The sequence below is a fragment of the Solibacillus sp. FSL H8-0538 genome, from assembly GCF_038003525.1.
Taxonomy (GTDB): domain Bacteria; phylum Bacillota; class Bacilli; order Bacillales_A; family Planococcaceae; genus JBBOPI01.
In genome coordinates this window covers 1,585,434-1,597,893 of the sequence record NZ_JBBOPI010000001.1, presented here as the reverse complement: position 1 = coordinate 1,597,893, position 12,460 = coordinate 1,585,434, and the positions used below count along the sequence as shown (strand labels likewise).

General features: G+C 38.0%; 10 protein-coding genes. 5 read left to right on the top strand and 5 right to left on the bottom strand.

The window, feature by feature from the left end; translation table 11 throughout:
- Positions 1–12: 12 nt before the first annotated feature.
- The 3 genes from tnpC to MHH87_RS07455 form a co-directional block, all read right to left on the bottom strand.
- Entirely contained in the window at positions 13–1,563 is a 1,551-nt protein-coding gene (gene tnpC / locus MHH87_RS07465; protein ID WP_340748686.1) for an IS66 family transposase, read from the bottom strand.
- A gap of 63 nt (positions 1,564–1,626) precedes the next feature.
- Positions 1,627–1,980: an IS66 family insertion sequence element accessory protein TnpB gene (gene tnpB / locus MHH87_RS07460; RefSeq protein ID WP_340748613.1), complete on the bottom strand. Its 354-nt coding sequence runs from the start codon at positions 1,978–1,980 to the stop codon at positions 1,627–1,629.
- Entirely contained in the window at positions 1,977–2,171 is a 195-nt protein-coding gene (locus MHH87_RS07455) for a hypothetical protein (protein ID WP_340748614.1), read from the bottom strand. Before MHH87_RS07455 ends, tnpB begins: the two co-directional genes overlap by 4 nt.
- 91 nt (positions 2,172–2,262) lie before the next feature.
- Here MHH87_RS07455 and MHH87_RS07450 point away from each other — a divergent pair, with 91 nt between their 5' ends.
- A complete protein-coding gene (locus MHH87_RS07450) occupies positions 2,263–2,784 on the top strand; it encodes a site-specific integrase (protein WP_340748685.1) in 522 nt (173 codons plus the stop codon).
- 170 nt (positions 2,785–2,954) lie between these two features.
- Here MHH87_RS07450 and MHH87_RS07445 read toward each other — a convergent pair whose 3' ends face one another.
- Positions 2,955–6,242 carry an Ig-like domain-containing protein gene (locus MHH87_RS07445; protein WP_340748684.1) on the bottom strand — a complete coding sequence of 1,096 codons (3,288 nt, stop codon included), beginning with the start codon at positions 6,240–6,242 and terminating at the stop codon, positions 2,955–2,957.
- A gap of 1,020 nt (positions 6,243–7,262) precedes the next feature.
- On the opposite strand from MHH87_RS07445, the gene MHH87_RS07440 reads away from it, so the two are divergent.
- Positions 7,263–7,526 (top strand): excalibur calcium-binding domain-containing protein, encoded by a 264-nt coding sequence (locus tag MHH87_RS07440; RefSeq protein WP_340748683.1) that lies wholly within the window; start codon positions 7,263–7,265, stop codon positions 7,524–7,526.
- Between the two features lie 518 nt (positions 7,527–8,044).
- Here MHH87_RS07440 and MHH87_RS07435 read toward each other — a convergent pair.
- On the bottom strand, positions 8,045–8,566 hold the full coding sequence (locus MHH87_RS07435) for a hypothetical protein (protein WP_340748682.1): 522 nt from the start codon (positions 8,564–8,566) through the stop codon (positions 8,045–8,047).
- 213 nt (positions 8,567–8,779) lie between these two features.
- On the opposite strand from MHH87_RS07435, the gene MHH87_RS07430 reads away from it, so the two are divergent.
- The 3 genes from MHH87_RS07430 (at position 8,780) to MHH87_RS07420 (ending at position 12,442) form a co-directional block, all read left to right on the top strand.
- Positions 8,780–11,032, top strand: a complete 2,253-nt coding sequence (locus tag MHH87_RS07430) for a sensor histidine kinase (protein ID WP_340748681.1) — start codon at positions 8,780–8,782, stop codon at positions 11,030–11,032.
- The gene (locus tag MHH87_RS07425) at positions 11,010–11,633 is read left to right on the top strand and encodes a response regulator transcription factor (RefSeq protein WP_340748680.1); all 624 of its coding nucleotides are present in this window, start codon (positions 11,010–11,012) and stop codon (positions 11,631–11,633) included. The genes MHH87_RS07430 and MHH87_RS07425 overlap by 23 nt, the downstream gene beginning before the upstream one ends.
- Before the next feature lie 398 nt (positions 11,634–12,031).
- Positions 12,032–12,442, top strand: coding sequence for a hypothetical protein (locus MHH87_RS07420; RefSeq protein ID WP_340748679.1), 411 nt, complete (start codon positions 12,032–12,034; stop codon positions 12,440–12,442).
- Positions 12,443–12,460 lie beyond the last annotated feature (18 nt).

The window sequence follows — 12,460 nt, the reverse complement described above, 5'->3', positions numbered from 1 at the left end:
TCGGATAGATGGCTATTTAGCACATGTGGCTTGGATATTTTTTGACCAAGGCATGTAGTTAATTAAAATTTGGGGTTGCTGATGGATCGGTAAATTCGGCAGCTCTGTCATTAACGTTACTAGGTATTGATAGAAGTCGATACCATTTGCTTTTGCTGTTTCAGCCAAACTTAAGCAGATCGCATTCGCTTTAGCACCAGCTTCACTAACAGAGAAAAGCCAGTTCTTTCGGCCGATCACATTAGGGCGAATCGCATTTTCAGCTGGATTATTATCGATTTCAATGCGACCATCGAGCAGAAAAGCTTTTAACCCATGTACACGATTTAATGTATATTCGGCAGCTTTTGCCAAGGCATTTTTTCCGAAGAAAGGGGATTCATCTACCCATTTTAGAAACTTTTCTACAATCGGTTTCGAATGTTTTTGCCGTGCTTTTCGTCGTTTACCTGGTGAAAGATGCTTAAATTGACGTTCTAAGTGATACAGTTGGTCACAGTAATCCACACCAATTTGACCGTTTCTGCTATCAGCTTTCAGCCAATAACGTCGTACATGCGCCCAACAGTTGGCGAACGTGACATCAGGTAGATTGCCGTATGCAGAATATCCATCACAAATCACGGTTCCTTTAAAGCCAGCTGTAAAGTTTTCTAATACAGAACGACTTCTCGATAAAGCACTTTGGAAAAGAACGATGATTGGTCCTTGGCTTGGCACGCTTCGGAACACCCAATTGTAGGCATTCGATTGACCTGATTTACCATCTGATCGTTTAATAATTTGCGCATACGTTTCGTCCACATGCAGAACAGATTTTGCTGTTAATGTCTGCTTCATCTGCTCATAAACCGGTAGAAGCCAATCTTCTGCTGCACGAATGACCCAATTCGATAAGTTTTTGTCATTGGTAAGCAGACCAAATCGGTCCCACTCCTTCACCTGGCGGTAAAGAGGTAAGTACTGGATGAACTTATCGTAGATGAGTTTTGCTAAAACAGTAGGTCCTGCAATGCTACGTTGAATGGCAGCTTGCGGTGCTTTTCCACGTTTCATCTGCGCTTTTTGAGTAGTATCTTTTTTACAATGCCTACACTCATAAGCGTGTTCAATATGTTGAACACGCTTCATTGTAGCCGGAATGAATTTTGCTTCCTCACGCGCAATGGTCGTACCAGCTTCGGTCATTTGACCAAGGCAACAGTCACATTGCGTGTTTTCAGGATGATGGTGAATTTCTTCTATTTCAATCCCGTCACGAAAAGAATCATTCCGTTTTTTCTTATGTAATTTACGGACAACGGTATACGTAATCATTGCCGTGCTTTGTTCTTCTGTCTGCTCAGAATCGCTAAAAGACGGATCGTCTTCGAATAAAGAACCTTGTCCGTCTGGTGCTTTATACTTTGATTTTTCCGATTTTGAACCGTATAAAGCCTTGGTTAATTGGCGAACTTGTTCAGTCAACGCTTCGATTTGTCGATTTGACTGAGCTAATTGTTGCTCAAGCATTCGAATTAATCGTTCATTTTGATTTTCTTGCTTAGGAGAAACGTTCGTCAAATCATTCACCACATTTCCGTTCAGTATAAGTTATGGATGATTATACCACCTTAATAGGTGGGTTTAAAAGACACCTTTTGCAGATTTCGCAATCGCTTTTGGCTGCTGAAGCGATAAACCTTCTAACAGCCAGCGAAGTTCCTTTTGTGAAAGGTTACGTACTTCCTTTTCATCTTTTGGCCATTGCAGTTTGCCATTATCTAATCGTTTATAAAGCATGGCGAAGCCATCTCCATCAAAATACAAACATTTATAACGGTCTTTACTCGTTCCAGAAAATAAGAAGATGGAATCACTATATGGATCAAGTTTAAAAGAATCCTGAATGAGTGTTGCGAGACCGTCAATACCTTTACGCATATCGGTCTTACCGCAAATAATGTAGATGTTCTGCACGCTCGTAAAATCATGCTTCATTGATTATTCAGCTCCTTCACGATCGTTTGGATGATGTGCTCATCTACGCCATTGAAGAAAGAGATTACTGCGGTAGCTGTTTTAATTACGCAGCTTGGATCAGAAGGAGATTGCGGTGAATTTGTAAATGAAGATTCGTCAATGATAGGGTCTAGCGACACGGGGACAATTGTTAGTTTAGTTGTTGGCATAGAAAACACCTCCCTTATTTGATATATCTATCGTACCGGGAGGTGCCTGTCATATATATGCGTTATTTGATTACGGGCTTACGGTGAAGCAATGGCACTTAAACATAAAGATGTTGATTTAAAACGAAAAGTAATCCACATCACTAAAACGGTTTATGCAAAAGACAGTATTAAAGGTGATTTCGAATTAACATCACCAAAAACATATAACGCGATTCGTACTATCGATATCGATGAGATTGTCGTGGAGAAAATAAAGTATTTACTGGAGTTCAAGAAGAATAAGGATTGGATAAAGTCCGAATTTTTATTTAGTGATGTTGAAGGGATACCCCCTACTGTAAAAACACTAAATCAATATATTCGACAGCGTGGAAAGAAAACGGAGATTAAGAAAAGATTCTACACATATATATTGCGTCACACGCACATAAGCCTACTTGCTGAAGCTGGTGTGGATCTCCAATATATTATGAACCGTGTAGGTCATAGAAATTCTGCTACAACCACAAAAATCTACTTGCATGTAACTGAAGGTATGCGTGAAAACGCCGCGAATGTGATGCATAAGAGGTTTACTGAATTACTAACTACTCACACTGAAAACGAGTAATAATAAAACATAAAAAATAACGTACCTACTGGTTAGGTAGAGAAAAGCCTAGATTCATTGATAACATTATTTAAATAACATAACGTTCAGCTTCTTGAGATTTTGTATTACCTAAAAATTAGAAACGCCCATCTAAAAACAGATGGGCGTTATTCGCACTTAGTATTTAATTATTTTTGTAAATTTAATGCTCTGTATAAAAAGGCTGAGAATTGGGCGCGTGTCACAGGTTCATTCGGATTGAAATTCCCATTATCCCCTAACGTAATGCCATATTCTTCAAGGGCTGCAATATAAACATACGCCCAATGTTTTTCAGGGACGTCTCGGAAGGTAGTTTTTCCATCAGTATTGAACCCAAGTGCTAATACTAGTACTTTTGCCATTTGAGCACGAGTCATACTAGCTTGAGGATGAAAGGCACCATTCGTACCATCAATAATACCCGCTAATTGTAATTTACTAATCGCATCATAGTACGGACTGCTTGTTGAAACATCGCTAAATGTACGCGCTGTATGAATCGGATTTAGCTCTAAGGCACGTGTCAACATGACGGCTACATGTTCCCGTTTGATAGGGTCATTTGGTTTAAAAGTACCGTCTAGATAGCCTTTAATAATGTCACGCGCGAACATTGCCTCAATTTCTTCTTTTGCCCAATGTTCAGATGTATCACTGAAATCTATTTCTACTGTAGTATCTATAATCGGCATTCCAGTAGTTTTATCTACAACGAGTACCGCATACTTTGAAAACTGATTGATCTCTACTGTCAATTGATTCTCTATTATTAAGCCACCATCAACTTTAACCCATGATTTCTTTAATTCATCATAATTAAATAGAGCTACAGTTTCATTACTTTTTAAGTTTTTCGAATCGAATTCTACAGATAATTTTACAGGTTTATTTAAATTCTCTATAATGTTTTTTTTGATTTCAAACATTGGGGTTGCTAATACTTCTTTATTTCTAAGAAAAGCTTCTATGTTTGTTAATTTTTCTATTGAGATTTCTAATTTCCTGCTTGATGCACCCTTAGGAATTGAAATAATAATTTTTTCTCCTAGACTAACAACTCCTGAAGTACCAATTGGTAGCGTTATTTTACCGTTTATAGAAGTAATTACGTTTTCAGGTGGAATAGGTGAAATCACATTGTCAGGTATATTTATTGAATTACTGCCACCAGTTGTTACTTCCGTGAAAATAGAAAACTTATTGGATTCAGTTATACCCTGTCCTGCAATACCTCCACTATTATACACACCGCTATTATTAAGTTTGATTTGATTTGTAGCTAGACTTATATTGGCTTGTGGCGTGAATGTTGCCGTCCATGTGACACCTCCATCGGAAGAACTAACTGTGCTTAGTGTTCCGTTGGCGATTGTCAAATCTCCATTATCGAAACCCATCACTGCTTCTGAGAAGATTATCTTCACTAGTGATGTTTCTCCAGCTGTCAGCATAGTGTCTGCGACTAAAATCGTTGCCGTTGGACGAACCACTGTATTAATCGAATAATTGTTCGAGCTTGTGGTACCCAGTCCTGTATTGCCCACACCATTCTGCACACCCGTATTGTAGAGCGTAATGACATTACTTGCATCAATAATATTAGCAGTTGGTGTGAACGTTGCCGTCCATGTGACACCGCCATCCGAAGAACTAACTGTGCTTAGTGTTCCGTTGGCGATTGTCAAATCTGCATTGGTAAAGCTCGACACCGCCTCAGAGAAGGTTATCGTTACTAATGAGGTTTCTCCAGCTGTCAGTAAAGTGTCTGCGACTACAATCGTTGCCGTTGGACGAACCACCGCATGAACCACTGTATTAATCCAATAATTGTTCGAGTCCGTGGTACCCAGTCCTGTATTACCCATAATATTCTGTACACCCGTATTGTCGAGCGTAATGACATTACTTGCATCAGTGATATTTGCAGTTGGTGTTAACGTTGCCGTCCATGTGACACCGCCATCTTGAGAACTAACGGCACTTAGGGTTCCATTGGCGATTGTCAAATCTACATTGGTAAAGCCCGACACGGCCTCTGAGAAGATAATCGTTACCAATGAGGTTTCCCCAACAGCCAACGCATTATCTGCGACTACAATCGTGGCCGTTGGACGGGCCGTATCAATCGCATAATTGTTCGAGCTTGTGGTACCCGTTCCTGCATTACCTGCAGCATCCTGCACACCAGAGTTGTTAAGCGTAATAACATTACTTGCATCAGTGATATTTGCATCTGGTGTTAACGTTGCCGTCCATGTGACACCGCCATCCGAGGAACTAAAGGCACTTAGGGTTCCGTTTGGAACTGATAAATCTGTATTGGTGAAGCCCGTGACCGCTTCGGAGAAGGTAATCGTTACCAGTGAGGTTTCTCCAGCTGTCAGCGTACTATCTGCGACTACAATCGTCGCCGTTGGACGCTGCGCATCAATCACATAATTGTTCGAGTCAGTAATACCGACTCCTGTATTACCGCTCAAATCAGCCACACCCGTGTTGTCGAGCGTGATGAGATTGCTTGTATCAGTGATATTTGCATTTGGTGCTAACGTTGCCGTCCATGTGATGAAGCCATCCGAAGAACTAACACTACTTAGGGTTCCGTTTGAGACTGATAAATCTGCATTAGTGAAGCCCAACACCGCTTCCGAGAAGATAATCGTTACCAATGAGGTTTCCCCAACAGCCAACGCATTATCTGCGACTACAATCGTGGCCGTTGGACGGGCCGTATCAATCGCATAATTGTTCGAGCTTGTGGTACCCGTTCCTGCATTACTTGCACCATCCTGCACACCCGTGTTGTCGAGCGTAATGACATTGGTTGCATCCGTGACACTAGCAGTCGGTGTGAACGTTCCCGTCCATGTGACACCGCCATCCGAAGAACTAACGGGACTTAGTATTCCGTTTGCGATTGTCAGATCTACATTGTCGAAGCCCGTCACTGCTTCTGAGAAGGTAATCGTTACCAATGAGGTTTCTCCAACTCTCAGTGCAGTATCTGCGACTACAATCGTTGCCGTTGGACGGGCCGTATCAATCGCATAATTGTTCGAGCTTGTGGTACCCGTTCCTGCATTACTTGCACCATCCTGCACACCCGTGTTGTCTAGCGTAATTACATTGGTTGCATCCGTGACACTAGCAGTCGGTGTGAACGTTCCCGTCCATGTGACACCGCCATCCGAAGAACTAACGGGACTTAGTATTCCGTTTGCGATTGTCAGATCTACATTGTCGAAGCCCGTCACTGCTTCTGAGAAGGTAATCGTTACCAATGAGGTTTCTCCAACTTTCAGTGCAGTATCTGCGACTACAATCGTTGCCGTTGGAGACGCAGCATATACGATAGCAGTTGGTTTTATAGTTAAAGTCCCTATTACTAACAACAAAACTAGAGATAATGACCCTACTTTCTTTACTAAATTCATTTCAAACCTCCTTTTTTTCTTCATTTTTAAATAAATTTCTGCATTCTATAACCTATTATTAATCTTTAAAACTGAAACTAGATTTTTTCAGCAGCTCTCCACCAAATTAAATAAACACCATCATCCTCAAGTGTTAATGGTGTTCCTGGATCAAAGTTTGCCAGCTTATCCCCCCGTACTCTGATTGCTCCACCTAGATTAAGGCGCTATTTGATGAAGTCGTTGTCGCTGGGACATAACTTGTTTCTGGACTGGACGCAACAGTTCCTTTCTCATACAGTTGTCCATCAGAAATCATTCTCAAGTCAATATTGACACAATGTCTTCAGTATTTTAGGCACATATCGGTAAGTTATAAAAAAAGTATGAGAAATAAGTATAAAATTTGAAAAATCTAAAATACATTTGTTATTAGTTTTCTCATTCGATCCCTCTCTTCTTTTTCTTCAATTAATTGTAATACATATATGTTAAAAATAGGTAAAAAAAATTTAATTAAATACAAATATTTCACATTTAATCCTTTTCCATTTTTTTAATATCAAAAAAGCACGAGAATCTTTTTTGATTCTAGTGCGTCTTCAGGTATTATTCTTCTAGTTATCTATATATTAAAATTCTAAAAAAAATTTGAATAAATGTTATCTTTTTGTGACTTTTTCACAAAAAAGACCCCACTTCTCCCCTTCTAATCATTGTTATGTCAAGGTTTCCGAAAAATACGAATGCCTATATTCGTCGTAAGCATTTGTCATTTTCATAACCTCTTTCTATATATATGTAAAAATATTGGATTACACTATTATAGCAGTGTTTTTGTTAGAAGTATAAAAATTGAACTTTAGAAATGAGTGCCTTTCGCTCTCTGATGTCTTTCAAATTTCCTTCTGCTTAATTTCATAATATGATACAACACTTTTATGGAATATAAAGTAATTTGATGCTTTTATTTACTTGAATAGAAAATTCCAAATAAATCTATTGCTATACCAATTTCAATAAACTTTAGGAGCGTTACAAATGAAAAAACTACAAGCAGTTTTACTTTTAGGAACCGTTTTATTAGGCAGCACAGTAGTATCTCCAATCAACACAGAGGCAGTTGAACAAAAATTTAGCAACTGCAAAGAATTAAATAAAGTTTACTCTGGTGGAGTAGCTAAAGATGGGCAAGTGAAAAATAAAGGCGGTAAAACAAAATTAAAACCAACTGTATCAGCAGCTGTCTATAAATTAAATGCAGGAAAAGATCGCGACAAAGACGGAATAGCTTGTGAAAGATAAGAAAAGAAATAAGGTCATGCTGTGATGGCATGTCTTTTACTACACCTCAATATGTAAATTTTACGCATTTATAATTAATAAATACAAAGAGGACTTCAACAGTGAAGTCCTCTTTCTGTTTTTATTTTTACTAGCAGTCGCGGTCACAACAATTGGTCACGATAACAACAATCTATATCCAGCTATAGCTATTGCAATAAACTTATTTTTTACGATCAATTTCGCCTCCACTTTACAGCCAAAAAGCTCTTGGAATTTATTATCCTCTCGCTCTTTACCCACACAATCGAACAGTAAGTAATTCCCATAACAAGCGAATATGCAATAGGCTTTTGAAACTTAAATTGTTTTGCAAGTATGTAACTGACTATCATTAATATAAGAATTACTACAAAATTCAACATTGGCCTTCATCTTAGGAAAATTGGTTACAAAGAAAAACAACCCGTTCAATTTATATAATCAATTGTCTTTAATCATCTCCATACAATCGGTTGGTAGCGAGTATGGTGTAATATTCAATGCTTCATAAAAGTCTCTATACTTTTATTTAAACTTGTTACGATGTCAATGTACTGCTTTAGCCCTTGTTGGGATTTTGGTAGCCCGGCCATTTTTTCGCTTTGTACATTGAACGTATTACTTATTTCCGTCATTTTTTCTTTCGTGATGTTTGTTGCTGTCATAATGTCACCAAGTAGTAGCTGCGTTTCATGTACAACGGATTGTGTCGTATAAACATCCTGTATGTTGGCGATTACCTGCAAGTTCGCTTCTAGTTGATTTAATTGTAACTGATCCTTTGCTAGACTTTGCTCAAACAGCGCTTTCTCGGTTTCAGTCAAATCCTCCCGATACAATAACAGTGTCTGTGAAACGGACATTAACGCACTCGTCATGTAATTCAGATTGGTTGCTAAAATGGTCATATCCTTACTATCGACCTTCGCAAACGTCCTTTTTTTCTCTTCCGAAGTAACCAAGACCGACGAACAGGCAATAATCAGTACGCAGACAATAATTACAATACATTTCCTCATACATGTATACCTCTTTCCTCTTGTTTCTTGTCCTAATCAAACACTATCACCCGGGTAACCGAAATTACCATTGTGGTTTTCCGAAAAAAACCAATTCGGTAGTAGAGCGAATCAGTGGTTTTCCGAAAATTTCTTTTACCACCTTTAACAAATACAGCATTTCGTCCATAATTGGTATAGATTTACTATTTTCATGAAAAGGATTGCATCGAATTGATTAAACAACGCATTTACCATGCCATCTCAATCTATTGGTTTGGCATTACGTTACTACTGTATATAGTTATAGGAATTTATGTCCTGGCGATTTCATTTTTACAGCCGTTTTCACCGATTATATTGAAAGAAGAAAATGGGAAGTGGTTAGTCGAATCAACGTATTTTACAGACTGGGGAGCAACGCAGAGAATTGCTTTTGGAGATCAAATTCTACAAATTAACGGTGAGCCAATTGAAACTCTGGACCATATTACGAACAAATCTGCCGTCTATTCAGCTAACACAATTACAATTGCACAAGAAAACGGAAAAATTCGGGACATTCAAGTGCGCCACGCCGATCTCCCGCATCAATTTTATATGCATGAGATTGTGCCAAGCATATATTTTTTGATTACATTATGGACAGCAATTTATCTGTATTGTTTCAAAAACAATAATGCACTACTGAATCTGTTAATTTTATTTTTACTTGTCATGTCTATTGCTTATATTAGCGCAGGGGCATCAAGTCGAGGCAATGCATTCGCAGGAATTATTATTCAAAGTACTATGATTCTTTGTCTCGTAATTCTCATTCATTTTTTAAAAAATTATTTCACTTATCAGCAGTTAAAATGGTCCTTTACGCGCAATATGAACATACTGTATGCACTGCCCATATTGATGTTAATCGTTGGTATAATCGGTCTATACTCGCCTGCGCTCGATTCTGCGCTTTCTTGGCTGACACTTTCTTTGTTTACTGTGTTACTGTTCATTGTGCTAGGGGTATTACTCCAGGGCTATTTTCGTTCAAGAGTGTTGCAACTAAAAATTTTATTGATATGCGTTGTTGTGCCATTTTTACCGTTTGTGTTGCTATTTGTGCTACCAGAAATACTATTTCAAAAGCCGATCCTATCCTCTGATATTAGCTCGTTATTTTTACTGTTCATTCCGTTTAGTTTTATTTTCACACAGCTAACAGAGCGGCTATTCGGTTTACACTATCATCTTAGTCGCATTCGTTATTATGGACTTCTCTCCCTATTAACGGCATTTGTTTTGTCAGTAATTATTTCATTCGTTTGGCGTGATGAATTTACAGTAGAAAAAGCGATAGTACTGTTTCTGTTAAGTGCTGTTGCCATTTTCATTTTGCTTTATATCAAGGAAAAAATAGATTTTCGTCAGCGCAAAATATTATTTACGACACATGGAGATTCGATTCATGGTGTGTATTCGGTTGTTCAAAGAATCGGACAAGCCGTTTGTCAGGATCAAATGCTGGATCTACTGCAACAAGAAGTGAAACAAAAACTAGCATTCGATACAGTTTCCATCAATATTCTGCCTATAGACCAGAAACCGATGAAACTGGCTGAAGTTAAAAAAAAATCATCGCATTATTCCTTGTTGCTACATAGTAATCCTAGCAAACAATTTATTTTATCTATCGGTTCTCCCACACGGTCGATTCAGCTAAAGGAAGAAGAAATTATTTGGTTAGAACTTATTACGGTGTACTGCGATGCTTTTTTACATAACTTTAAACGAATTGAAGAGCTAGTCAAAGAAATGAAGGACCTCCAAGCATCTCATACTGAATCGATTCCTTGGTTGGATAAATTAGTGTGGCAATTTGTTGAGAAAGAGAAGGTCATTCTTGCACAAGAATTACATGATACGGTTTTACAAGAGCAACTGTATCTTGCACGCGAGCTAGATGTCCAAATGAATGAAGCAACTGTTTCAAAGATCGAACCGATTCGTGATCAATTACTCGATATTTCGTACCAATTACGAGAGTATTGTGAAAATCTGAATCCCCCCTTACTCGATACACTCGGCTTACAGGCAGCACTCAAAAAATTAATGCAAAAGGTGAAAATGCGTTCAAATTTCATGCTACATGAAACCATCGAGGAACTAACGGTAACAGATCCTGCCTATCCGTTAATGATTTACCGTCTTGTTCAAGAACTGCTGAACAATGCGCTCAAACATTCAGAAGCATCCGTTGTGTCATTACAACTGTTATCGATTCCACATGGTTTTGAAATACATTATGAAGATAACGGGATTGGCTTTGAAATGAATGAACTAACTACAACAGATTCGATGGGCCTCAAGGGAATGTTTGAACGAGTACGAGCATTTAATGGCAAGATGACCATTGATACGAAAGAAGCCAATGGTTTAAAAATGACGATTACAATAATCGAAGAAAGCGGTGAAACGGATGAATCTATTAATTGTAGATGACCATCCCGTTGTATTAAACGGCACAAAGGCATTACTTCAACATATTGATCAATGGCATATTGAAATCGAACATGAACCTTCCGCTGTGTTACAAAGAATGAACGACACGACATTCCAATTATTTTTGCTCGATATTAATATGCAGCCAATTAATGGCATCGAGTTAGCACAAAAAATTAAACACCTGCATCCTGAGGCACTCACTATCTTATATACAGGCTACGACCTAGCCGATTATTATGACTTATTAATTGAACGAAAAGTTGATGGGCTGTTATCGAAAACGGCTACGAAAGAACAAGTGATTCAAACAATTAGTGCCACATTAAGAGGTGAATTACTGCTACCAGCTGATTTTTTGGATTTCATCTATCGAAAACACCAGTGTCCAATGTCCTCTACTGAACTTGCTATAAGTGAAAAAGAGCAAGAGATTTTACAGCTCGTAGCACGAGGTTGTACGAATAAAGCAATTGCACTTGAATTTTCTGTTACCCAACGTACCATTGAAAATTATTTGTCGAAAATTTTCGTTCGACTCAATGTAGAATCACGTGCAGAAGCTGTGTTGAAGGCGAAAGATTTAGGTTGGATTCATTAGATTTCTCTATAAGCAATGAAAAATAGAGTATGATCTGAACCCCGAACACTGGATAAGTAAAGACATCAACTCGCCCTCTTTTGGGCGAGTTGTGTCTTTCTAATTACATTACAAATGCCTTCCCATTGGAAATGTTCGTTTTTTTCAAGCCAACTTTTCTGACCACTTCTTTATCAGTGAAGGCGCGCTGTTATTCCACGTTTACGAGGACTATTTTCCCCTATAACTTCCCTTAATAATTGATTTCCCTAAAATGACGATCCAACTCTTTTTGTCCTTTTCGGGCTTTAATGAAAATTCTCTTCACCTAATGTGCTATAAATTTAGTTCTAACCCGTATACATAATATTCTTTTCTCTGCGAATAACTAAATTAACAGCAGAAGGGAAATTGATACGATGAATATAGTAATAATTATTTTGATATTTTTAATGAGTATAGTTGTCATCAATTCATTCCTCGCAAATTCAAACACTGAATATATCCCTCAAAACGAACTTCCAAGTGTAGTAGAGTTAGCCTTTTTACGGGAGTTGAGGCCATCTATTCTTGAAGCGATGTTTTCATACGGAAACAGGCAATTATTCACTTCTGGGAGAATTGGAAAAATTGTTAGAAACGGACAAAATGACTACTATGATGTCACATTAGAAGTTGTTGGTTATGAAGGTCCTCTAAATCCACCATATACATTAATTCGCATTACTTTTCGTATTCCTAATGATAATTCAGCTAAAAATCGCGTGATCTATTATGAACAGAAAATAATTACTTCAAATGAATTTAAACAATTAAGTGCGTTTACTTAATAGTACTGAAATGTTAAA